Source organism: Streptomyces mayonensis, assembly GCF_018982965.1.
Classification (GTDB): Bacteria; Actinomycetota; Actinomycetes; order Streptomycetales; family Streptomycetaceae; genus Streptomyces; species Streptomyces mayonensis.
The window spans coordinates 55,434-78,042 of the sequence record NZ_JACBYP010000030.1 but is presented as its reverse complement, the minus strand read 5'-3'; the positions used below and the strand labels follow the sequence as shown (position 1 = coordinate 78,042).

Sequence of the window (22,609 nt, the reverse complement as noted above, 5' to 3'; positions counted from 1 at the left end):
ATGACCGCGCGGCCACCGAGCTTCTCCAGTCCGGCACGGATGACGTCGACCTCGGTGGAATCCAGCACGACCGGCAGGGTGGAGGCGGTGGCGAACCGTCCGGCCAGCTCCTCCATGTCGGCGACGCCGTCCCGGCCGACGTAGTCCACGCACAGGTCGAGCATGTGCGCGCCCTCACGGATCTGGTCGCGGGCCATCTCGACGCAGTCGTCCCAGCGGCCTTCCAGCATGGCCTCGCGGAACTTCCTCGAACCGTTGGCATTCGTGCGCTCGCCGATGGCGAGGTAGGAGGTGTCCTGCCGGAAGGGCACGCTCTGGTAGAGCGAGGCGGCGCCGGGCTCGGGCTGCGGCCGGCGCTCGATGGGCTCCGCGCCCCGGACGCGCTCGACGACCTGGCGCAGGTGCTCGGGCGTGGTGCCGCAGCAGCCGCCGACCAGGGACAGCCCGTACTCGCGTACGAAGGTCTCGTGTGCGTCGGCCAGCTCGGGCGCGGTCAGCGGGTAGTGGGCGCCGTCCTTGCCCAGCACGGGCAGACCCGCGTTGGGCATACACGTCAGCGGGATACGGGAGTGACGGGCGAGGTAGCGCAGGTGCTCGCTCATCTCGGCCGGACCCGTGGCACAGTTCATGCCGATCATGTCGATACCGAGCGGCTCCAGCGCGGTCAGCGCAGCACCGATCTCCGAACCGAGCAGCATGGTCCCGGTGGTCTCGACCGTGACGGACACGATGACGGGCAGGTCGAGGCCGAGAGCGTCCAGCGCCCGCCGGGCACCGAGCACGGAAGCCTTGGTCTGCAGCAGATCCTGGGTCGTCTCCACCAGCAGCGCGTCCGCACCCCCCTCCACCAGACCCTCCGCATTGCGCTGGTAGGCATCACGCAGGGTGGTGTACGGGGCGTGACCGAGGGTGGGCAGCTTCGTACCCGGACCCATCGACCCCAGCACCCACCGCTGCCGTCCGTCCCGCGCCGCGAAGGCGTCGGCGGTCTCCCGGGCGACGCGGGCACCGGCTTCGGAGAGCTCGTGGACGCGCTCGGGAATGTCGTACTCACCGAGGGCGGAATGGTTGGCACCGAAGGTGTTGGTGCCCACACAGTCGACACCGGCGGCGAAATACTCCTCATGCACCGAACGGACGATGTCCGGGCGCGTCAGATTCAGGACCTCATTGCACCCCTCCAACTGCTGAAAATCGTCCAGCGTGGGGTTCTGCGCCTGCAACATGGTGCCCATCGCACCGTCAGCGACCACCACACGGGAGGCGAGGGCCTCACGAAGGGCGGAGACACGGGTCCCGGTCATCCCGTGCCCACCCCTCGCGCCGCGATCTCCTGCGCCGCCACCGGTCCGTACGTGTCCGCGATCCGGGTCGAGAACTCGGTGGGCACCAGCTTGTACTCCTGGGTTCCGACCGTTTCCAGAACAGTGGTCGCCAGGGCGCAGCCCACCTGCGCCGACCGTTCCGGCGACAGGCCGCGGCCCAGGCCGGCGAGGTAGCCGGCCCGGAAGGCGTCGCCGCCGCCCGTCGGGTCGGCGACGTGCCCCGCCGCCACGGCGGGGACCGTGAGGACCGGGCTCTTGGCCGTCCTGACGGACGTGCCGGAGCCACCACGGGTGACGATCCAGGTGCCGACACGGTCCAGGACCTGCCGCTCCGTCCAGCCCGTACGTTCCTGGAGCAGTGCGGCCTCGTACTCGTTGGTGAACAACAGCTGTGCCCCGTCGACGAGGTGCCTCGCCTCCTCGACACCGAGCCGGGCCAGTTGCTGTGAGGGGTCAGCGGCCCTGGCGATACCCAGCCGTCGGCACTCGGCGGTGTGCCGGGCCATGGCCTCGGGATCGTCGGGGGCCACCACCACCAGGTCGAGTCCGCCCACACGGGCCACGACCTCGGAAAGCGCGATGTCGCGGGCCTCGGCCATCGCTCCCGCGTAGAAGACGGCGATCTGGTTCTGGTCCGCGTCCGTCGTGCACATGAAGCGGGCCGTGTGGCGCGTCCGGCTCACCGTCACTGCGGTGGTGTCGACGCCGTGCTCGCGCAGCCACGCGCCGTACTCCGCGAAGTCGGTGCCCGCCGCGCCCACCAGCACGGGGGCGCAACCGAGCACGCCCAGACCGAAGGAGATGTTCGCCGCGACACCTCCTCGACGTACCTCCAGGTCGTCGACGAGAAAGGACAGGGACACGGTGTCCAACTGCTCGGGGATGAGTTGTTCGGTGAAACGGCCCGGGAACACGGTCAGATGGTCCGTGGCGATGGAGCCGGTGACGGCGGTCCGCATCTCAGACCCCCACGGCCTTGCGCAGGGCCTCGACGCGGTCGGTCCGCTCCCAGGTGAAGTCGGGCAGCGCACGGCCGAAGTGACCGTACGCCGCGGTCTGTGCGTAGATCGGCCTGAGCAGGTCGAGGTCGCGGATGATGGCGGCCGGACGGAGGTCGAACACCGTGCCGATGGCGGCCTCGATCCGCGGCATGGGAACGGTGTTCGTGCCGAACGCCTCCACGAAGAGACCGACCGGCTCGGCCTTGCCGATCGCGTAGGCGACCTGGACCTCGCAGCGGGTCGCGAGCCCGGCGGCGACGAGGTTCTTGGCCACCCAGCGCGTCGCGTACGCCGCGGACCGATCCACCTTGGAGGGGTCCTTCCCGGAGAAGGCACCGCCGCCGTGGCGGGAGTAACCGCCGTAGGTGTCCATGATGATCTTGCGTCCGGTCAGGCCGGCGTCGCCCATCGGGCCGCCGATCTCGAAGCGGCCGGTCGGGTTGACCAGCAGCCGGTAGCCGTCGGACTCCAGCTTGATGCCGTCGTCGACGAGTGCCTTGAGGACGGGCTCGACGACGAAGGTCCGGACGTCGGGCGTGAGCAGGGAGTCCAGATCGATGCCCGGAGCATGCTGGGAGGAGACGACGACCGTGTCCAGGCGGACGGCGCGGTCCCCGTCGTACTCGATGGTGACCTGGGTCTTTCCGTCAGGGCGCAGGTAGGGGAGGGTGCCGTTCCCGCGCACCTCCGAAAGACGGTGGGAGAGCCGGTGTGCGAGGTGGATCGGGAGCGGCATCAGCTCCGGTGTCTCGTCGCACGCGTAACCGAACATCAGGCCCTGGTCGCCGGCGCCCTGCCGGTCCAGCTCGTCCCCGCCGTGCCCGCCGTCCGCGTCCCGGGGCAGGGGCGCGACGCGCTTCTCGTACGCCGTGTCCACGCCCTGCGCGATGTCCGGCGACTGGGCGCCGATCGAGACCGACACCCCGCACGAGGCACCGTCGAAGCCCTTGGCCGAGGAGTCGTAGCCGATCTCCAGCACCTTTTCGCGCACGAGCCGCGCGATGGGGGCGTACGCCCTGGTCGTGACCTCGCCGGCCACATGGACCAGCCCGGTCGTGATCAGGGTCTCCACGGCGACGCGGGAGCTCGGGTCGGCTGCCAGCAGTGCGTCGAGGATCGTGTCACTGATCTGGTCGGCGATCTTGTCGGGGTGGCCCGCGGTGACGGACTCCGAGGTGAAGAGGCGCAGCCCCTGGCTCCGGTGAGGTCGTGCGCCGGTCATCGTTCGGTCCTCTCGTCGGGGGCGACCGCTGTCGCCTGGATCAGGGCCTCCGCCCAGGGCGCCTCCGGTCCGAACTCGGGCATCTGCGAGTCCGTGAGACGGAAGCCGGCGCGGTCCAGCAGCGCCGTCAGTTCGTCGAGGGTGCGTTCCTGCCCGCCGAGCACGACCAGCATCTGCAGGTCGGAGAACTTGCCCGGGTGGAATCCGGCGACGTCGGGGATGACCTTGTCGATCAGGATCAGCCGCGCGCCCGGCGGCATCGCCCGGCGTACGGTGCGCAGGATCCGCAACGCGTCCTCGTCGTTCCAGTCGTGGATGACGCGGGACAGGATGTAGCTGTCGGCACCGGTGGGAACGGAGTCGAAGAAGCTCCCTCCCGTGATCTCCGCCCGGTCGAGCACCCCGCGGGAGGCCAGGAGTTCGGAAGCCGAGGCGACACCCTCGGGCGTGTCCAGGAGGATCCCCTTGAGCTGCGGGTACCGCTCCAGGACGTGGGCCAGGAGTCCGCCGGCGCCGCCGCCGACGTCCGCGACGACCTGGTCCTTTCCGAAGTCGCAGCGGTCGACCGCCTGGGTCGGCGCGCCCGTCCTGGCCATGGCGTTGAAGGAGGTGCTGGCTCCCGCTTCCTGTGCCAGGTAGGCGAAGTGCGACATTCCGTAGACATGGTCGAAGGCGGCCTCGCCGGTGCGGACGGTGTGCATCACGTCGGCCCAGGCGCGGAAGCTCTCCTCGCCGTTGACGATGATGAAGTGGCGCAGGCCGCGCGGGGCGTCGGAGCGCAGCGCGGCCCCCACGGGTGTCGTGCCGAATACACGGTCGGGGTACTCGTTCAGCACTCCGAGGGCCGCCAGGGCGCGGCAGAAGCGGTAGAGCGCGCCGGGATGCGCGCCGGTCTCCTCGGCGAGGTCGTCGCTGGGCCTGGGTCCCTCTTCGAGTGCGTCCGCGAGGCCGAGTTTCGCCGCGACGTACAGGCTCTGGAAGGCCCACGGCGCCGTGGTCACGACCAGTTGGTCGAGAGCCACGACATCCGGGGGGCCGTCGGACACCGCTTGCCCCGGAAGACCGGTCTGGTGCGGGTCGCCACTCATCGTGTGCCTTTCTCAAGAGGTCGGTCGGGCAGCAGGGCGTACGGCTGGGCCATGCCGTACCACCACCCCAGGTACAGGAAGCCGGCAACGGCGGCGGACCAGAACCGGTACGCGACGGGTGCCTTCGGCGGCACCCGGTAGCCGATCTCGAACGGATCCCACAGGGAGTAGTGCATTCGCCGCCCGGCGGCCGGGTGCGTCGGCTCAGGCATCGCGTTCCCAGCGGTAGAACTCGCGGGCCATGGCGTCCTTGGGCTCACGCCAGGTCTCGGGGTCGTACGCCGAGACGAAGGGGCCGAGTTCCTCGCTGATGCGTCGGAACTCGGGGTGCTTGCGGGAACGGGTGACGGATTCCTCGACGGGTGTGTCGCCCTCCACGAGGTGGAGGTAGACCTCCCCGAACTGGAAGAGGCTGCGCGAGCGGACGCCGATGGTCTGCGGCAGGTCGGAGTCGCGGTCGGAGCGTCCGAAGATGTCGGCGATGTCCGGGGCGGCTCCGGGGAGCATGCGGGCAACGATCAGACTGCGGTGCATCTGGGTTCTGCCTCCTGGTTCGGTGGCGGGGGACTGCCGGGCCGGGTCAGATGAGGAAGTCGGGGACCTCCTGGTCGAGCAGGACCGAGCCGACGCGGCGCTGTGCTTCCAGGCCGAAGGCGATGTGCTGCGCGGCGGTCTGGACATCGCGGAAGTAGCGCTGGAGGGGAGCCCGGTCGTAGAGCTGGCTCGCGCCACAGGCGCGCATGGCGGAGTCGGCGACATCGAGAGTGGCCCGCATGGCGTGCTGGACCGCGCCGGTCAGCCGCGCGCGTGACCGCGGCGATGCGACGCCGTCCTGGGTCTCCGCCCACACCTGGGTGACGGCCTCGTGGACGAAGGCGCGGGCCGCGCCGACCGTGGCCTCGCAACGGGCGATCTCCGCCTGCACGATGGGCGTCTCCGCGAGCAGTGTCCGCTCGGTGTTGCGCTTGCCGAGGACGATGCCGCGGTATTCGTCCACGATGCGCCGGGCGGCGCCGAGCGGGAACCCGGCCATCGCGACCAGCAGATAGCTCATGTACGGAAGCCGGTACAGCGGGCCCTCCTCGTGCGCCGGGCCGTACGGGTCGAAGGTGAACCGGTGCGGGACCGGTACGTCGGTGGCCTCGATGTCGTGGCTTCCCGTGCCACGCAGCCCGGCGACGCGCCAGGTGTCGTGGACGGTGACGGCGGCACGGGGCAGCAGGGCGAACCGCGGCGGCCCTTCGGCCGGGCGGTACCCGGCCACGAGGTGGTCGGAGAGCCCGCAGCCACTGGTGTACGGCCAGCGGCCGGTGAGCCGTATGCCGTCCGCGCCGGCGTCGACGGCCGTTCCCAGGGGGGCCATCGAACCGGTGATCAGCGGGGACGGGGTGCTGTTCACGATCTCCTGGGCCGCGCTCGGCTCCAGCCAGGCCAGGTAGCCGGCGCCCTGGCCGATCAGCACGGTCCATCCGGTGGCGGCGTCGCCCCGGGTCAGTTCCTCCACCACCCTGGTGATCGTGAGCGGGTCGGTCTCGAGCCCGCCGAGCGAGGCCGGCGTCATGAGGCCGAACAGGCCCGCCTCGCGCAGCTCAGCCACCAGGTCGGCCGGAACGGTCCGGCCGGCTTCCACTTCCAACGCCCGGTCCGGCAGGGTGGCCGCCAGGCGGACTGCCTCCTCGACCGGTGAACTCTCCAGTGTGGTGACGGACATAGTCTCTGCCTCACTTGTTCTCGATTGCGGCTGGATGGGGCCCTTCACACGCCGAAGAACGCGGGAGCGGTCTGCAGACCGAGCCGGGCGTTGGCGATGCGCTTGCGGGAGTCGAAGGAGAAGGCCACGTGCTGTGACCCCGCGACGAGATCACGCATGCAGCGCTGGAGCGGGTTGGTGTCGAGTGCGGCAGCCGTTCCCCCGAGCCGGAACAGGTCCTGCACCAGGTTCCGGCCGACGTCGTAGGCGTGGATGATCGAGGCGGCCAGCCGGGCCCGCGACGCGTAGTCGAGCGCGTCGTGGGCGAGCGCGTCCAGGAGCTCGTCCAGGGTGTCCAGGACGTGTCGGCGGGCCGCGTCCAGAGCGGTTTCGTGGGTCAGCATCGCCACCTGGACGGCCGGGTCCTCGAGGTACGCCTTGCCGCTGCCGCGGAGCTCGCGCTCGGCGAGCCGGCTGCGGGTCTCGTCGAGCGCGCGGCGCGCGACGCCGAGGGGGAAGCCCGCCATGACGGTGAGCAGAAGGTTGTAGGCCGTGAGCCGGTAGAGCGGGTCGTCGTACGTGGCGCGGTCGAAGTACGGGACGGAAGTGTGGGCGAGCGGGAGGTCGATGCCCTTCGCGAGGATGTCGTGACTCCCGGTGCCCTGGAGGCCGGCGACGTGCCAGGTGTCGTCGATCTCGGCCTGGTCCGCCGGGAAGTAGGCCACGCCCATGACGGGGGCGCCCCAGTCGTTCGTCCTGGGCCTGCCGCCCTCCATGACGATGAACCCGCCCATGTACCAGTGGGCGTGCAGACTGCCGCTGCCGAACGGCCACCGCCCGGTGAGGGTGTACCCGGTGCCGTCCGCCTTGGGCACGGCCTGGCCGAGCGGGGCCTGGCCGCCCGCCACGATCATGTCGGGGGTGTCGGCCAGGATGCGTCGGGCGACCTCGGGTTCCAGCCAGGCGAGGAACGCGTTGCCGATGTTCCCGATGAGCAGCGACCAGCCGGTCGCGCCGTCCCCCCGGGACACCTCTTCGATGATCTCGACGATGGTGCGGGGCGTGGCCCCGGTGCCGCCGAGCGCCGTCGGCATGGCGAGGCGGAAGAGGTCGTGCTGGGTGAACTCCTTGACCAGGTCGGCGGGGAGTGTGCCCGACGACTCGATGTCGAGGGAACGGGCCGGGAGGCCGGCCGCGATCCGGCGCGCGGCCTCCAGCAGGGTGACGTCCGCTCCGCCCCGGGCGGTGGTGATGCCGTTGGTCATGAGCGCGTCTCCTTGGCTCGGGCGTCGTTCTCCGCGGCGCGCGCCTCGACGAGCCGGCGGATTCGGTCCATCTGCACGGCGCTGTTGCGGTTGATGTTGTCGGTCATCCAGGCGTCGTCCACCGGTGCCTCGGGCTTCATCGCGAAGTCCTGCGTCCACTCCATGCGGACGCCGCCGGACACCTCGGTGTAGGCCCAGTGGATGTTCATGTAGGTGAAGTTGCCCGTCTCGACGCGGTGCGCCCTGACGGTGCGCGTGGCGGGGTCGGCCTCGCGCTGGGAGACCCAGCTCCACGTCCGGCCCTGGTCGTCCGGGTGCATGGTCAGCCGGAAGACCACCCGGTTGCCGTCGCGCTCCAGGATGTCGGCGGACGCGTACTCGCTGAACAACTGCGGCCAGTTCTCGACGTCGTTGGTCATCTCCCAGACGAGGTCGAGGGGCGCTGCGACGATCACGGAATTGCTGGTGCTGCCAGGCATGTCAGGCCGCCGATCGCAGAAGGGCGTTGGCCGTGCCGAGCAGCTCGTCCGGGGACGTGCTCTGCTCGGCGTCCGCGCCGAGCGGGATGCCGAGCACCTGCTCCAGTTCGGCGACGATGCCGAGCAGGCCGAGGGAGTCGACTCCCAGCTCGGCGAAGGTGGGCCGGGCGGTCCGGAGCGTGGCGGCGTCGGTAGTGGCCCCGGCGCACCGGCTGATCACCTCGGCGAGCGTCTCGTGGCTGAGGGCCGTGGATGCGGACATGCTTCTCCTCCAGAGTGGATGCGGGGGTTCGGACGTAACCGGCTCAGGCCGGGACGGTGCGCAGGACCAGTGCGGAGTTGCCGCCCGACAGACCGCGGGCGAGGACGAGCGCGGCGCCCGCCGAGGTGGAGCGGGGTGCACCGGTCACCAGGTCGACACCCAGGTGGGTGCCGTCGGCGTACGGGGTGGGCGGAACGAGTCCGTGGCGCAGGGTGAGCGCGGCGAGCGTCACGTCCAGGGCGGCCGCTCCCGCGTAGGCGCGCCCGTAGCCGGTCTTGGGAACGGTGACGGGGACGGAGTCGAGGGCGGAGCCGAAGACCTCCCGCAGTGCGGCCGCCTCCGCACGGTCGGCAACGGGCACGCCGAGCCCGTCGGCGAAGACCACGCCGATGTCCCCCGGGGCGCACTCCGCCTCGTCGAGGGCGGCGAGAATCGCCTTCGTGAGTCCCTCGGCGCTCTCCTCGTGGCGCAGTGCGCCGGTATGGGTGGTGCCGTGGCCGGCGACGCTCACCTGGGGCCGGGCTGTCGTGGTGCGTGAGGTGACCGGGCGTGCCTCCTGCTCCTCCAGCTCCTCCAGTACGAGCATGGCGCCCCCCTCCGCGGGGACGAAGCCGCGTGCCCCGGTACTGAAGGGCAGGTAGGCGTGGTCCGGTTCCTGCGCGCTGCTGAGCAGTCCGTGCCCGTACTGGCAGGCCATGGAGAACGGTGCGAACGGTGCCTCGGCCCCGCCCACGAGCATGGCGGTGGTGCCGTAGCGGATGTCCCGGGCGGCGTGCGCGATCGCGTCCAGACCGCCCGACTCGTCGGCGACGAGGACGCCGCACGGCCCCTTGAGCCCGTGCCGGATCGACAGCTGCCCGGTGCTCGCGGCGTAGAACCAGGCGATGGACTGGTACGGGCCGACGTGCGCGGGCCCCCGGCTCCACAGCCGTTCGATCTCGCGCTGGCCGAACTCGACCCCGCCCGCGGCGCTGGCGGTGACCGCCCCGAAGGAGTAGGCCGGCAGCTCGTCGGGACGCAACTCGGCGTCCTTCAGGGCGAAGTCGGCGGCGGCGAGCGCGAACTGGGTGAAGCGGTCGGTCTGTACGGTGATGCGTGAGTCGATGTCGTCGGCCGGGTCGTAGTCGCGCACCTCACCCGCGACCGTGAGGGGGTAGCCGTCGCAGGGGTATCGGGAGAGCCGGCCGAGGGAGCGACGGCCCTCGAGTGCGGAGCGCCAGAACGCGTCGACGCCGGTGCCGGAGGGAGCGATCACTCCCATACCGGTGATGACGGTCCGTCGGGTCATGGCGTGTGCTCCCCCGGGGTGAGAACGACGGCGGACTGGAATCCGCCGAAGCCGCTGCCGACCGACAGGATGTTGCGCAGCCGGGCCTCGCGTGCCCGGACCGGCACGTAGTCGAGGTCGCAGTCGGGATCCGGGACTTCCAGGTTGGCGGTCGGCGGCACCACGGAGTGGTCCATGGCCAGGACGCAGGCGGCGAGTTCGATGGCCCCGATGGCCCCGAGCGAATGACCGACCATCGACTTGATGGAACTGACCAGGGTGTCGTGGGCGTGGGCGCCGAGCGCCCTCTTCACGGCCGCGGTCTCATGACGGTCGTTCTGCTGGGTGCCGGAACCGTGGGCGTTGACGTAGTCGACGTCGGAGGGGTCCACGCGGGCGTGCCACAGGGCCTGGTCGATGGCCTCGGCCATCTCCAGTCCCTCCCGGGTCAGACCGGTCATGTGGTAGGCGTTGCCCCGGGTGGCGAAACCGCTGACCCGGCAGCGGGCGCGTGCCCCTCGTCGCCTGGCGTGTCCGGCCTCCTCCAGCACCAGGACGGCGGCCCCCTCGCCCAGCACGAACCCGTCGCGGGTGAGGTCGAAGGGCCGGGAGGCGTGGACGGGGTCGTCGTTGCGGGTGGAGGTGGCCCGGATGGCGTCGAAGCAGGCCACCGTGATCGGCGAGACGGGTGATTCCGCTCCGCCGGCGATCACGACATCGGCCTTGCCCTCCTCGATGAGCCGCAGACCGTAGCCGATCGCGTCGAGGCCGGAGGTGCAGCCGGTGGACACGGTGTGCACGGCTCCCCGGGCGCCCACGGATTCGGCGACCTCCCCGGCCAGCGGGGCGGGCGAGAACACCCTGAACAGGTCGCGGGACACTTTCCGGTGGTCGATCGTCCAGGCCGCGCCCCCGGCGCTGGCCTCGACGTACTCGGCCTCCAGCTGGGTCGTGCCACCGACGGCGCTGCCCATCGAGACGGCGGTGCGCCAGGACAGCTCCTCGTCGACGCCGAGACCGGCCTCGGCGAGTGCTTCCTGAGCCGCGGCGACTCCGAACTGCACATAGCGGTCCATGCGTGAGGTCTGTTCCGGGGTGAGTACGGTCCCGGGGTCGAAGTCGCACTCGGCGGCTATCCGGGAACGGAAGCCCGCGGGGTCGAAGAGGGTGATCCCCCGGGTGGCGGTGCGGCCCGAGGAGAGCATGTCCCAGAACGCCTTCGTGCCGGTGGCCCCCGGGGCGACGACTCCGACTCCGGTCACGGTCGCGCGACGGGTCATGACAAGCTCTCGGTGTCGACGTGGCCCAGCGCGGGCTCGGGTGCGAGAGGACCGAGGTGGAAGACGATCCGCGCCTCCACGTCGCCGGTGTTGCGGACGCGGTGGCGGACGCCGATCGGGGCCAGGAGACCCTGGCCGGCACGCACCTCGTGGGGCACGTCGTCGAGGTCGACGGTGATCGTGCCGTCGGTCAGGTACAGGAACTCCTCGGAGTACGGGTGGTAGTGCTCCACCACCAGCTCTCCGGGCTCGAGGATCGCCACGCCCATGAAGCCCGAGGTGGAACCGACCGTGCCGGGGCTGAGCAGGGTGCGCATGTCGCCGCCGCGCCTGCGGTTGGCGGGTACGTCGTCGATGCCGACGATCCGGATGGTGGGCCTGCTGGTGGTCACGGATACTCCAAGCGGGACGGGAAGGATGAGGTGGGTGGCACGGCGGTCAGGCGCCGGCCGGGACGGGGCGCGGCAGCCCCGCGCCGAACAGCGCGCGGGCGTTGCCCTCGCGGACGGCCTGTCTGTCCGTCTCGGAGATGTCCAGGCCGTCGACGAGCCGGAGTCCTGCGTCGACCGAAGCGCCGGGAAGAGGCGGGGAGTCGGTGCCGTAGAGCACCTTGTCCCGGCCGAAGACGCGCAGGGCGAGTTCCACGGCTGCGGTGCTCGGGGTCGCGGTGTCCACCCACAGGCGGTCGAGGTAGCTGCTGGGCGGCCGGGGGAGCGGAGGCGTGGCGGTCCCGGGGCCGGGGCCGGGGCCGGGACCGCCGTCCCGCCGCCAGTGCTCCGGCGACCAGGCCCGGTCGAGCTTCTCCGCGAGCAGCGCCAGTGCCCCGCCCGCGCCCTGGCCGATGAGCCGCAGGCCGGGATGACGCTCCAGCCAGCCGCCGAGGACGCAGCAGGCGAGACCGATGGTGACGTCGGCGAACCGGCCGAGCTGTTCCACGGTCATCAGGTCCGCCAGCCCGGTGCCCGCGGCGGGCGACGCGGGTGCGTGCAGAAGCACGGGGACCTCCGTCTCGGCCGCGAGGGCGAAGAAGTCGGCGGCGTCCGGATGGTCGAGGTAGCGGCCCGCGACGCTGGTGTTGGCGATGAGTCCGACGAACTCGCCCCCCTCCAGCCTGGCCCGGACCGCCGCCAGGTGGGCGTCGCCCCCGAAGGGATTCACGTACACGTAGGCACGCAGGTGGTGCGGGTACCGGGCGACCAGCTCACCGAGCCAGTCGTGGAACCGGGCCAGTTCCTCCTCCGTCTGCGCGTAGTTGTCCACCCCCGGTACGGGGACCATGGCGCCGGCGCCCACGGGGCTGCCGATGACGGTCAGGTCGATCCCGGCGGCGAGCTTGGTCTCGATCATCGCCTCGGCGTCACCGAGCGAGCGGGGCATGGGAAACCTGCGCAACGACTCCGGCGGGCTGAGATGACCGTGCACGTCGATGGTCACGGCCGGGCCTCCTTCCCGCCCGGCGCGGTGACGGTACGGCCGATGGCGGCGCAGTCCAGGTCCCCGTCGCCGCGGCGGACGGCCTCCTCGTGGGTGGCCAGGGCGCTCGTGACGAGGGGCAGGCGGAGATCGGTACGGTCCGCCTCGGACATCGCCAGGCCGAGGTCCTTGGCCATGAGCCGGAGCCGGAAGTCGGGCTGGTCGTAGCGGTCGGCGGCGAGCCGCCGGGCCTTGAAGCCCATGACCGGGGTGGCGAATCCGCTGGCCGTGATGGCGTCGAGGACGGCCCGACGCCGGAGCCCGACGGACTCGCCGAGGGCAGTGGCCTCCGCCATGGCCTGTACCTGGATGCCCATCAGGGTGTTCATGAGCAGCTTCAGCCGCATGCCGTCGCCCGGCCCGCCGACGTGCACGATCTCCTTGGCGACGAGGTCGAGGATGCTCCGGGCACGGGCCAGGTCCTCGTCCGATCCTCCGACGTAGACCCGGAGTTCACCACTCTTCGCATGCTGTCCGTTGCCGAGCAGCCCCAGGTCGAGGACGGTGGGCGTGCGTTCGCGGACGACGCGCAGCAGGTCCGGCGAGATGGTGCTCGCCGAGGCGAGGACGCCCTCGACGGGGCCGTCGGCGAGGATGCCGTCGGGGCCCAGCAGCACCTGCTCCGTGGCCTCGCCGTCCGCGAGGGAGACCAGGACGACATCGGCGCTGCGGGCGGCCTCGGCGGGGGTCCGTGCCACGGTCGCACCGAGTTCCCCCAGTGCCGCGGCCGGTTCCGGGGAGCGGTTCCAGACGGTCGGCCGGACCCCTCGGTCCAGGAGACGGCGGGCGATGCCGCTTCCCATGACGCCGAGTCCGACGACCGCCGCGGTGGTGGCGCTCATGCCGGTGCTCCGATACGACGGTCCGTGAGGAGGCGTACGGAGATCCGTCCCAGGAAGGCCCGGAAGCCGGCCGTGTCGTGGAGGTTCTCGTCGGCGTCGACCAGCCCGGCCAGCTTGTCCGCGGCGCCGGGGCGGGCAGCGGCCTCGGCGATCCGGTCGAGGGCCTCGTCCGTGTCGCCCTGCACCTCGGCCAGGCGCAGAACCAGGTCGCCGCGCCGGAAGATCGTGGTGCGGGCCAGGGTGGTCGACGCGTCCGGACGCAGGACCCGTGTGCCGGCGAGGAGCCGGGCGAGATCGCCGCCCCGCCCGGCGCGAGCCGGGTAGAGCAGGCCGACGCGGTTGCCGGGGTGCCCGTCCGGTCCGTCGGGCAGCAGGTGGCCGGGGGTGTTCCGGTCATGGACGACCGGGAGAAGGCAGCGGTGCAGGAAGCTGCGGACCCCGTCGGGCCCGGACAGGTCCCGGGCCTCTTCCAGGTGCGGGTCGAGCGCTTCCTCGACCGCCTTGATCATGGGCTGGTTCCCGAGGTGCGCCATGACGTCGCTGAGCCTGCCGTCGACGTCGACCACCCGGATCACCCGGTTCCCGGCGAGGAACACCGAGGTGCGGCGCAGCAGCGGGGGGCCGCCGGGGCCGCGTCCCGCGGCCGGGCGGCCGTAGCCGGACAGGATGCGGGCCACATCGGGTTCGCTCCCCGGTTTCACGGTGAAGGTGAGTGCGTAACGCTTCATCAGGCGCTCCTGGCGGCGGTGGATGCCGGGCCCAGACCCAGTCGGCTGAGCCATTCGGCCTCGGTGGTGGCGTGCAAACGGCGGTCGCGCAGGGCGACCTGTTCGGGGTCCCGTTCGTGGTGGATGCGTCCCTGGTGCCATGCGGCCTGGGCGACTTTGGCGGTCACCGGGAAGCGCTGCTCCTCGAACTGGTGCAGGCGCACGGCAAGGCCGTGGTGGTCCCGCAGGTCGGCGCCGCGCAGGACGTTCCCGACGGCGACGGAGTCCAGAAGGGCCTGGCCGCCGCCCTGACCGGTGGTGGGCACCATGGGATGGGCCGCGTCCCCCACGAGCAGGGTGCGTGCGGTGGACCAGCCCGCCTGGGGCGGCCGGTCGAGGATCGGGGTGCGGACGACCCGGTCCGGCGTGGTCGCCTCGATCAGCCCGGCGGCCGGTGACGGTGCCGTCCGGAAGGCGTCCGCGAGACGGGCGTGCTCCTCGGGCGTGTGCGGCGAATCCGGAGGGCGGGTGAGGCCCGCCGCTTCCTGCTCCTCGTCGGCCAGCGTCGCGACCCAGTAGGTGCGTCCGCCCGGCAGCGGCCAGGATCCGAAGGTGGCCCCGGCACCCAGCACCTGGCGAGCCGTCGGGACGGGATCGCTCCCGACGACCTTGTCGCCGACCGCTCTCCAGGCCGTGAAGCCTGCCGGGCGCAGCGGGGTGTCGCCGTGCATCTGGCGGCGGACCGCTGAGCGCAGTCCGTCGGCGCCGATGAGCAGGTGGCCGCTCTGGCGGGTCCCGTCGGCGAGCAGGAGCTCGACACCGTCGCCGGTCTCCCGGTACCCGGCCACGGTGGTCCCGCGGCGCAGTTGCCCTTCGGGGAAAGCGGCGTGGAGGGCCTGATGCAGGAGGGCGCGCGGCACGGTGATGCTCGGTGCTCCGAAGGCCTCGGAGACCTTGGTCTGCGGCCACCCCCCGATGCGCCGGCCGCCCCAGTCCTGCAGTTCCCAGCGATCGACTTCGGCGCCGCCCTCGACGACCGGGCCGTCGACGCCGAGGGACCGCAGGGCCAGAACCGCGGCCGGATGCAGACCGAGTGCGGAGCCGGCGGCGCCCAGGGGGTCGGCGGCGCGCTCGAACACGGTCACGTCGAAGCCGGCGTCCCGGAGCGCGATGGCGGTGGCGAGGCCCGCGATGCCGGCGCCGGCGACCAGGACCCGCCCCTGGCCGCTCATCGGACGCCCGCCTTCCGGCGCGTCTCGCGCCGCACGGTGTAGCGCAGGGAGCGGCGGCTCGTGGTCTCCGCGACGAGCGGCATCGCCAGTTCGCGGTGTCCCTCGCCCGACTCCCAGGCAAGGAAGTCCTCGGCGGTGCGCCACTCGCTCGTGATGACCCATTCACGGGGCTCGGTGAGCGACTGGCACACCTGGTCCATGAGATGTCCGGGGACGTCGGCCACATCGGCGCAGATGCGGTCGTAGGCGGCGAGGAAGCGGCTCTGCGCCTCTTCCTCGACGGTCAGGAAGAACATCACCCGCAGGTGTCCGCTCGGCACGGTGGGGGCCTGCTCGCTCACACTTCCTCCCAGCGTCGGGTCGTATGGCTGCGCCTGACGGCGTCGACGATGCGGGCGACCTGCCAGCCGTCCTCAAGCGTCGGATGGTTCTGCGGGGTGCCGGTGCGCACGGCCGCCAGGAAGGAGGTGGTCAGCCTCTCCCACCGCTGCAGACCCACTTCGTGGCGTGTGCCGGAACCGGAGCCGGACATCCCGTCCACGGTGAGGGGTTCGGGTGCCCCGCCCACCGGCCGGAACGTCAGTCCGTCCGCGCCGCTCCAGGTCAGGGCGCCCGCGTCGCCGGTGACCGTGATCTCCTCCTCCGCGGGCCCGGTGAGGTGGGTGGACTCCCACAGGCGCGCCCGCACCCCGGTGCTCAGCTCGGCGAGGATGTCGTAGCCCACGTCGGCGGTGACCGGAGCGGTCGGCATCGTGCCGAGTTCGCGCCCCTGGTTGTCCCGGGCCCAGGCGAACGCGTCCAGCGTGTTGTGGAAGGCGGGGCCCACCGGGGCGGTCCGCACATCGTGCAGCAGCCGTCCGCTCAGCGCCGTGAACTCCGCCTCCAGCAGCCAGCGCAGACGGTCGATCACATGGGTGCCGTGCTGCATGAGCCCGCCGCCGCCGGCCGCCTCGTCGTAGATCCAGTTCATGGCCATGCGGGGTGCGCCCAGAGCGCAGGTGCTGTGGACCTCGCGCACCCGGCCGACGCGTCCGGCGCGCAGCAGGTCCCGCATCCGCGACAGCCCGGGATCGCCGCGCCAGATGAAGCCGGTGGCGTGCTGGACGCCCTGCTTGGTGGCGGCCGCGAGCATGTCCTGCGCCTCGGCGGCCGTCATCGCGACGGGCTTGTCGCACAGCACGTGGCAGCCCGCCTCCACGGCTTCCAGGACCTGCTGGTGGTGGGCCGGCGGCGGCGAGGCGATGGTCACCACGTCGGGGCGCGCCTCGCGCAGGAGCCCGGTGAGGCTGTCGGCGACCACGGGCACTTCGTACCGGGCGGCGAGGTCCTCGGCCCGGCTCCGGGTGCGGCTGAAGACACCGGCCAGTTCGGCGCCCGCGCGCCGGAAGCCTTCCATGTGCAGTCCGCCGGCCCATCCCGCGCCGACCACTGCTACTCGTATTCTCGCGTTCATCGGAGCCTCTCGCCTCTGTGATGGGTGGGAGCTCGGGGGGTTTCACCCGCGTCGTGAGTTCGCGGCGGTGAGGCTCGCCGCGGAACTCGCTGATGTGCCGGACGTCCAAAGGCCGTGCACGGGCGGGAGGTCGGCAGCGGCGTACTGCCTGGTCATCCGGGTGATCCTGGCGCCCACGAAACGTGCCGCCTCGATCTGGTCCGCGGTCAGCCGGCCCGAGTCCGGTGCCGTCAGGGACAGGCCGTACGGGTTGCCGCCGATCCTGCGCAGTACGGGATGGGTGTATCCGGTGGGGACGATCAGCGAGCCCCAGTGGAACATCGTGTGGTACAGCGCGAGCAGCGCGGCCTCCTGGCCGCCGTTGGGAAGTGAGGCGCTGGTGAAGCCGGTGACGGGCTTGTCCGCGAGCCGGCCGTGCAGCGCCAGCGGACTCGTGGTGTCCAGGAACGCCTTCAGCGGGGCCGCCATGTTGCCGAACCAGGTCGGTGTGCCGAACAGCAGTCCGTCGGCCCAGTCGAGGTCGTCGAGCGTCGGCTCGGCCGGCCCGGCGGGCGCCGGAGTGGAATCAGGGCCGGGGGACTCGCTCTTCGCGCCCAGGGCCCGTACGCGGACTTCCGCGTTCCGTGCCGTGGCCCCTTCCGCCAGGTGCTCGGCGACCTGAGAGATCACCCCGCTGGAACTGAAGTAGATGATGGCGATTCGGGGTTGCATGTCCTGCTGCCCTTCCTCTCCCCTGCGTGGGGCGGCTCCGCGGCCGCCCTTCATGAGCCATCGTCCAGGGGAGGGGGTGCGGGGGGCGTCAGAGCAGTACCGTCACAATGTCCGTCACGCCGTGCCCCCGACATGGTCACCCAGTGCAGTCGCGTCCCTCCTGGGCGGGAGGAGTCCGAGCACGAAAAAACCGGGGTTCCGTCCGACTGGGCCGGACGGAACCCCGGTCAGGGGCCTGGCGTGTCAGGGGCCCACATGGGGGGCGCGCGCGGCGGAAGAGCCGTCCCGGACCATCTCGCCCGTGAGGTTCCCGTTGGCTCCCGAGCCGAGGAACAGCACCAGCTTGGCGACGTCGTCCGAGTCGGAGAGGCGGCGCGTGGGCGTGCCGGCGGCGAGCTTGTCGGTGACGAACGCGGGGATGGGCGGGCGGCTGTCGGTGAGGGTGAAGCCGGGAGCGACCACGTTGACGAGGATGCCGTCCCGCCCGGCCTCCCAGGCGAGGCTGCGCGCCAGGCCGTAGAGGCCCGACTTGGCCGTCCCGTACGGACCGGGGCCGGGCAGGCCCTCTTCCGCGACGCTGGAGGAGATCAGCACGATCCGGCCCCAGCCGCGCGAGCGCATGCTCGGCAGGACGGCGCGCACCTGGGCGGCGGCTCCGATCAGGTTGGCGCTGACCATGGCCTGCCACTCCTCCAGCGGCACGTCCTCGAAACGGATGCTCGGGTCCGGGGGACCGTCGCCGCCCCAGCGCACGGCGTTGGCGACGAGCACATCGATCCCGCCCCACTGCTCGACGACGGTGTTGGCGGCCTCCTCGACGGTACGCAGGTCCTCCAGGTCGAGCCGGACCACGAGGGCCTGCCCGCCGGCGCTCTCGATCTCGGCGGCGACCTTCTCGGCCTTCTCCGGGCTGTCGCGGTAGGTGATGGCGACCCGGGCGCCTTCCTGGGCGAACGCGCGAGCCGTCGCGGCGCCGATGCCCTTCGAAGCGCCGGTGACCAGGACCACACGGTCCTTGAGTGCGGTGTCCATCGTGCGGGTGTCCTCTCTTACGGAAGTGCGCCGAGTCTCATACGGAAGTGCGCCGAGCGACGCCGAGCGACGCGGAGTGGCGACGGGTGCCGGGCCTCCGTCGGCCCGTGGGCCTCAGGCGGCGGCCTCGGCGGGGAGCCGGGCGGCCAGCGCCTTGACCTCGTCCAGTGCGGCGGCCCGGGACGCGTCGTGGACATCGCGGAACCGCGCGAGGAAGGGCATGACGGGTGCGTGGGTGAGTTCCGTGTGCACGAACTCGACGTTCTCCAGCTTGAGCGCCGAGAAATAGGCACGCAGATAGGGCTCCTGGAAGTCGAACTGCTCCCGGGGGGTGCCGGGACCGTAGGCGCCGCCTCGGGCGCTGAGGATCACGGCGGCCTTGCCCGCGAGCGGGAGCCACGGCAGGGTCACCCGGTCCATCCAGGTCTTGAGGGAGCCCGGTACGGAGAAGTTGTACATCGGTGTCCCGATGACCAGGACGTCCGCGGCGAGGAGCTGCTCGATGAGCGGACGGGTCGCCGCCCATGCCTCGGTCAGCTCGGGTGCGGCGGCCACCACGGTGTCCATGGCCGCGAGGTCCTGCACGCCGTTCACGGAGGACTGGGTGGCCAGCCGCACGCGCGCCTCGTCGATGGGCTCCACCGGCTCCGCCACCAGGTCACGGTAGGTGTACGCGCCGTCCGGGTGGGCGGCCTTCCAGTGGTCGACGAAGGCGGCGCCGAGCTCTCTCGAGAAAGAGTCACCCCGGGCGCTGGCGTCCAGATGCAGCAGTTGCGGCACAACGATCCCTTCCAAGCAAGATGATCTGAGGCAGAGACTAGACTATGCCAAGATAATCTCAAGTCAAGACGATTTTGATCCTTTGGTATTCTTCCTCCATGTCCCTCACCACTCCCGCCGACGACCAGGCGTCGGGCAGCCTGCTCCGCAGCGATCTCCACTGGCTGTTCGCCCGGCTCAAGCAGGGGCTCGCCACCGCGGAGACCGCGGTCGTGCGCGAGCACGGCATGACCCTGTGGGGCTATACGGTGCTGATGGCGATCGTCGACGCGCCCACAAGGAGCCAGCTCGCCCTCGCCCAGGCCGTCTCGGTCGACAAGAGCAAGCTCGTCCTCGTCCTCGACGAACTGGAGGCGGCCGGGCTGGTCCGGCGCCGCCCCGACCCCGCCGACCGGCGGGCCCGCATCGTCGAGGCGACCGACACCGGCCGGCGCGTCCTCGACGCCGCGCGCGACGACGTCGAGGCGGTCGAGGACAGCCTGCTCGCCGACCTGGACGCGGCGACCCGGAACGCACTGCGCACCGTCCTGGCACGGCTCGCCGACGCGCCGGTCGCGCGCATCGAGAACGGCCGGCAGCAGGACAACGCCTGCGCTCCGCCGCAGTCCTGACCGCGGGCCGGGCACCGGCCGTGTCGGCGTGGGCGTGGGCGTCGGCGTCGGTGTCGGTGTCGGTGTCGGCGTCGGCGTCGGCTCAAGCCTGAAGCACACGGCCCAGCTCGGATCGGCTCTGAATGCCGAGCTTGCGGTAGGCCCGCGTGAGATGCGTCTCGACGGTCCGCCTGGTCACGAAGAGCTCCCGGGCGATCGAGCCGTTGGTCCGGCCGACCGCGGCGAGCTGAGCCACCCGGAACTCGCTCGCGGTGAGGGCCTTGGCACCGAAGTGCTCGCACCGTCTGGGCAGACCGCCGGCTGCCAGCAGCTCCGCGTGGACGCGCGAGGCCAAACGCACCGCGCCGAGCTGCTGAGCACGCGCCAGGGCACGCCGGAGCGACTCCCGTGCCGCACGCCGGTTGTTACCGCGTCGTCGCACGATTCCGAGACCTGCCTCGGCGTACGCCTCCTCCAGGCGGGCCGGCCCGGTTCCCAGCACCTCCACCGCCTCGGCCAGTAGGGCCGTCCCCTCCGGGCCACCGAGAATGAGGCCCTTGGCGCGCAGCGCCACGCCGATGGTGCGGCTGGTGCCCCACAGCCGGGCCACCCGAAGTTCTTCCTCCACCAGGCGCAGTGCGCCCTTGACGTCTCCCAGCTGGTTCCGCATGAACGCCGCCTCGGAACGCCACCGTGAGACGGCGGGATTGGCCGTCCCCCACGCCTCCATCCGGCGGCCGCTCACCATCAGGTCCTCCAGGGCGCCCTCGATGTCGCCCCGGGCTCCCCTCAGCCGCCCGCGCGCCTCCAGAACCATGGTGTGCGGCCAGAGATCCGGGAGTTCTCCCGCGCAGCCACGGTCCTCCAGCAGGGTCATGGCCTCGTCGGTGCGGTCGAGTTCGGTGAGCACCTTCAGCAGCGGCGCGAGCGCCAGGGACTGCACCGGGTCCGCGCTCCCCTGCTCACCGAGGAGGTCCAGCGCCTGCCGGGCGTCGCGTTCCGCTCCCTCCAGCCGCCCCGACTCCAGCCGCGAGGCCGACCGCAGGGCCATTGCGATCACGGCCGCGGGCAGGCTGCCGGTCCCGCGCCCGGTCAGGATCGCGTCGCACCACTGGTCGACACCTTCCAGCTGGTCGGTCCAGAGGAGGGCGAACGGCGTGCACGGCATCGACACCGGTTCCTGGCCGGCCCGCAGGTTGTCCGCGAGCGCCTCGTCCAGGGCGCGGGTCACCGCATCCGCCGGGGTCCGTACCTCGATGGCGGCGCGCAGACTCTCCAGGGACATCCGATGCGCCCGGCCGCCGCTTCCCCAGACGGGGAGTTTCGCGAGGAGGCCGGTGATCTCGGACGCCGCCGACGAGCCGAACAGGGCCGTCATCGCCTCGGCGTTGTCGATCTGACGCAGCAGCGCCTCCCGCTGCCGGGAGGGAGGCAGGGCGGCGATGCCGTCGCGGCACTCCACGAGGGCCTCCGCGGACTCCTCGACCTGATGGGTCCGCAGGAGCCCCTGGGCGTAGGCCAGGACGGTACGCACCCGGGTCTGCGGGGTCAGCGGGGTCGCCAGGCGCGCCCGGAGCCGGGGCAGCAGACCGTGCGGATCCGTGATCAGTTCGACGCAGTCGAGGGCGGCCTGCATCTCGTCGCGGACCTCGTCCGGCAGGGTTTCCTCCAGTGCGCGCCGCAGGAGCGCGTGGGCCCGGGCGGGGTCGCGTTCGCTCACTGCTCCCGTGGCCGCGGCACGCAACTGTTCGGGGGCCCATTCGGTCCCCGTCGGCCCCGTGCGGAGCAGATGCCGGGCCACCTCGGCCGACGGGGCGCCGCGCCGGTGCAGAACCCCGGCCGCGCGACGGTGCACGTACTCCGGTGCGACGGCCTCGGGCAACCGCCGCAGTACTTTGCTCACGACGGGGTGGACGTAGGCGGGCCGGGCGGCGTCGGTCAGCAGTCCCATGCCGGTCAGTACGGCCAGTGCGGCGACCCCCTCGCCCTCCGGCAGGCCGGCGGCCTCGGCGGTGAGCGCGGCGTCGGCCTCCCCTTCGAGGAGGGCCAGGCTCTCCGCGACTCTCGGCACCTCGGGGGGCAGATGCGAGAGCCGGGACCTGACCGTGAGTCCGACGAGGGTCTCCAGCATGCCCGGGGACCGGTCGACCCCCGCGGATTCCCGCTGCGGACCGAGGGAGGCCCTGAGCACCGTGTCGAGAAGCATGGGGTTGCCCCCCGTCAGTTCGTGCACCTCCTCCACCACCGAGACGGGCGTGCGGCCGAGGACACCGTCGACGAGTTCCCTGGTGCCGGCGGCGGTCAGCGGGGCCGGGTGCAGCACGGTCCACTCACCGGCCTCCTGAAGCGCCGCCAGCATGGCCGGCGCGGCGACCGGCTCACCGTGCCGGCGGGTGCCCACGATCGCGATCGGCCATCCCTTCAGGCGCCGGGCGGCGTAGGCGAGCACGTGCAGGGAGGGCGCGTCGCAGAAGTTCAGGTCGTCGATGGTCAGGACGACCGGAGCCCGTTCGGCGAGACTCCGGATGGCCCACAGCATCGCGTTGAGGACCTGGACGTCGTTCACGCCCGCTGGGGAATCCATGGCCCGCAGCAGCTCGGCAGCGGGACGCGCCGCTTCGGAGTCTCCCGCCGCCAGCGTAGAGAGATGGGGTTCCAGGAGCTGGTGCAGCACTCCGAAGGGGAAATCGGCCTCCAGCATGCTGCACCGCGCAGTACAGACGGTCAACTGGCGTACGGAGGCGATCCTTTCGAGTTCCAGCAACAGGGCGGTGCGGCCGACGCCGCAGCCCCCTTCGATCATGAAGAGGTCGCCGGTCCCCTGGCACAGGGTGTCGACGGTGCGGTTGAGAACCAGTAACTCCGACCAACGTTCTACCAAGATGTGCTGCACGACCCCCCCGGACGTTA

General features: G+C 71.9%; 24 protein-coding genes. 1 reads left to right on the top strand and 23 read right to left on the bottom strand.

Annotated elements, in window-relative coordinates; genetic code table 11:
* The 22 genes from HZS56_RS14465 to HZS56_RS14360 all read right to left on the bottom strand — a co-directional run.
* On the bottom strand, nucleotides 1-1,304 hold a 1,304-nt coding region (locus HZS56_RS14465), incomplete at its 3' end, for a homocysteine S-methyltransferase family protein (protein ID WP_216721120.1).
* Nucleotides 1,301-2,284, bottom strand: coding sequence for a carbohydrate kinase family protein (locus HZS56_RS14460; protein WP_216721119.1), 984 nt, complete (start codon nucleotides 2,282-2,284; stop codon nucleotides 1,301-1,303). The genes HZS56_RS14460 and HZS56_RS14465, both read right to left, overlap by 4 nt.
* A 1-nt stretch (nucleotide 2,285) precedes the next feature.
* On the bottom strand, nucleotides 2,286-3,548 hold the full coding sequence (gene metK / locus HZS56_RS14455; RefSeq protein WP_216721118.1) for a methionine adenosyltransferase: 1,263 nt from the start codon (nucleotides 3,546-3,548) through the stop codon (nucleotides 2,286-2,288).
* Complete coding sequence (locus HZS56_RS14450) at nucleotides 3,545-4,549, bottom strand: methyltransferase (protein WP_216721117.1); 1,005 nt, start codon at nucleotides 4,547-4,549, stop codon at nucleotides 3,545-3,547. Before HZS56_RS14450 ends, metK begins: the two co-directional genes overlap by 4 nt.
* 83 nt (nucleotides 4,550-4,632) lie before the next feature.
* Nucleotides 4,633-4,848, bottom strand: a complete 216-nt coding sequence (locus HZS56_RS14445; RefSeq protein ID WP_216721116.1) for a hypothetical protein — start codon at nucleotides 4,846-4,848, stop codon at nucleotides 4,633-4,635.
* Entirely contained in the window at nucleotides 4,841-5,170 is a 330-nt protein-coding gene (locus tag HZS56_RS14440) for a TcmI family type II polyketide cyclase (protein ID WP_216721115.1), read from the bottom strand. The genes HZS56_RS14445 and HZS56_RS14440 overlap by 8 nt, the downstream gene beginning before the upstream one ends.
* A gap of 46 nt (nucleotides 5,171-5,216) precedes the next feature.
* On the bottom strand, nucleotides 5,217-6,347 hold the full coding sequence (locus HZS56_RS14435) for an acyl-CoA dehydrogenase family protein (protein WP_216721114.1): 1,131 nt from the start codon (nucleotides 6,345-6,347) through the stop codon (nucleotides 5,217-5,219).
* A 44-nt stretch (nucleotides 6,348-6,391) separates the two neighbouring features.
* Nucleotides 6,392-7,591, bottom strand: coding sequence for an acyl-CoA dehydrogenase family protein (locus HZS56_RS14430; protein WP_216721113.1), 1,200 nt, complete (start codon nucleotides 7,589-7,591; stop codon nucleotides 6,392-6,394).
* On the bottom strand, nucleotides 7,588-8,070 hold the full coding sequence (locus tag HZS56_RS14425; protein ID WP_216721112.1) for an SRPBCC family protein: 483 nt from the start codon (nucleotides 8,068-8,070) through the stop codon (nucleotides 7,588-7,590). The genes HZS56_RS14430 and HZS56_RS14425 overlap by 4 nt, the downstream gene beginning before the upstream one ends.
* A gap of 1 nt (nucleotide 8,071) precedes the next feature.
* Nucleotides 8,072-8,332, bottom strand: a complete 261-nt coding sequence (locus tag HZS56_RS14420; RefSeq protein ID WP_216721111.1) for an acyl carrier protein — start codon at nucleotides 8,330-8,332, stop codon at nucleotides 8,072-8,074.
* A 43-nt stretch (nucleotides 8,333-8,375) separates the two neighbouring features.
* Nucleotides 8,376-9,620: a beta-ketoacyl synthase N-terminal-like domain-containing protein gene (locus HZS56_RS14415; RefSeq protein ID WP_216721110.1), complete on the bottom strand. Its 1,245-nt coding sequence runs from the start codon at nucleotides 9,618-9,620 to the stop codon at nucleotides 8,376-8,378.
* Nucleotides 9,617-10,879, bottom strand: a complete 1,263-nt coding sequence (locus HZS56_RS14410; protein ID WP_216721109.1) for a beta-ketoacyl-[acyl-carrier-protein] synthase family protein — start codon at nucleotides 10,877-10,879, stop codon at nucleotides 9,617-9,619. Before HZS56_RS14410 ends, HZS56_RS14415 begins: the two co-directional genes overlap by 4 nt.
* Entirely contained in the window at nucleotides 10,876-11,271 is a 396-nt protein-coding gene (locus tag HZS56_RS14405) for a cupin domain-containing protein (RefSeq protein ID WP_308408075.1), read from the bottom strand. Before HZS56_RS14405 ends, HZS56_RS14410 begins: the two co-directional genes overlap by 4 nt.
* Before the next feature lie 46 nt (nucleotides 11,272-11,317).
* Nucleotides 11,318-12,313: an amidohydrolase family protein gene (locus tag HZS56_RS14400; protein ID WP_216721108.1), complete on the bottom strand. Its 996-nt coding sequence runs from the start codon at nucleotides 12,311-12,313 to the stop codon at nucleotides 11,318-11,320.
* Complete coding sequence (locus HZS56_RS14395) at nucleotides 12,310-13,194, bottom strand: NAD(P)-dependent oxidoreductase (protein ID WP_216721107.1); 885 nt, start codon at nucleotides 13,192-13,194, stop codon at nucleotides 12,310-12,312. The genes HZS56_RS14400 and HZS56_RS14395 overlap by 4 nt, the downstream gene beginning before the upstream one ends.
* Nucleotides 13,191-13,922 (bottom strand): SchA/CurD-like domain-containing protein, encoded by a 732-nt coding sequence (locus HZS56_RS14390; RefSeq protein ID WP_216721106.1) that lies wholly within the window; start codon nucleotides 13,920-13,922, stop codon nucleotides 13,191-13,193. Before HZS56_RS14390 ends, HZS56_RS14395 begins: the two co-directional genes overlap by 4 nt.
* Entirely contained in the window at nucleotides 13,922-15,133 is a 1,212-nt protein-coding gene (locus tag HZS56_RS14385) for an FAD-dependent oxidoreductase (protein ID WP_216721105.1), read from the bottom strand. The genes HZS56_RS14390 and HZS56_RS14385 overlap by 1 nt, the downstream gene beginning before the upstream one ends.
* Nucleotides 15,130-15,474 carry an antibiotic biosynthesis monooxygenase family protein gene (locus HZS56_RS14380; protein WP_308408074.1) on the bottom strand — a complete coding sequence of 115 codons (345 nt, stop codon included), beginning with the start codon at nucleotides 15,472-15,474 and terminating at the stop codon, nucleotides 15,130-15,132. Before HZS56_RS14380 ends, HZS56_RS14385 begins: the two co-directional genes overlap by 4 nt.
* Nucleotides 15,471-16,586: a Gfo/Idh/MocA family protein gene (locus tag HZS56_RS14375; RefSeq protein ID WP_216721104.1), complete on the bottom strand. Its 1,116-nt coding sequence runs from the start codon at nucleotides 16,584-16,586 to the stop codon at nucleotides 15,471-15,473. Before HZS56_RS14375 ends, HZS56_RS14380 begins: the two co-directional genes overlap by 4 nt.
* Before the next feature lie 42 nt (nucleotides 16,587-16,628).
* Nucleotides 16,629-17,297, bottom strand: a complete 669-nt coding sequence (locus HZS56_RS14370; RefSeq protein ID WP_216721103.1) for a flavodoxin family protein — start codon at nucleotides 17,295-17,297, stop codon at nucleotides 16,629-16,631.
* Between the two features lie 243 nt (nucleotides 17,298-17,540).
* Nucleotides 17,541-18,329, bottom strand: a complete 789-nt coding sequence (locus tag HZS56_RS14365; protein WP_216721102.1) for an SDR family NAD(P)-dependent oxidoreductase — start codon at nucleotides 18,327-18,329, stop codon at nucleotides 17,541-17,543.
* Between the two features lie 114 nt (nucleotides 18,330-18,443).
* On the bottom strand, nucleotides 18,444-19,124 hold the full coding sequence (locus HZS56_RS14360) for an FMN-dependent NADH-azoreductase (protein WP_253914243.1): 681 nt from the start codon (nucleotides 19,122-19,124) through the stop codon (nucleotides 18,444-18,446).
* 83 nt (nucleotides 19,125-19,207) lie between these two features.
* Between HZS56_RS14360 and HZS56_RS14355 the strand changes: the two genes are divergently transcribed.
* Entirely contained in the window at nucleotides 19,208-19,720 is a 513-nt protein-coding gene (locus HZS56_RS14355) for a MarR family winged helix-turn-helix transcriptional regulator (RefSeq protein ID WP_216721101.1), read from the top strand.
* Nucleotides 19,721-19,802: 82 nt separating this feature from the next.
* Here HZS56_RS14355 and HZS56_RS14350 read toward each other — a convergent pair whose 3' ends face one another.
* Nucleotides 19,803-22,592 (bottom strand): LuxR C-terminal-related transcriptional regulator, encoded by a 2,790-nt coding sequence (locus tag HZS56_RS14350; protein WP_216721100.1) that lies wholly within the window; start codon nucleotides 22,590-22,592, stop codon nucleotides 19,803-19,805.
* Between the last annotated feature and the right edge of the window lie 17 nt (nucleotides 22,593-22,609).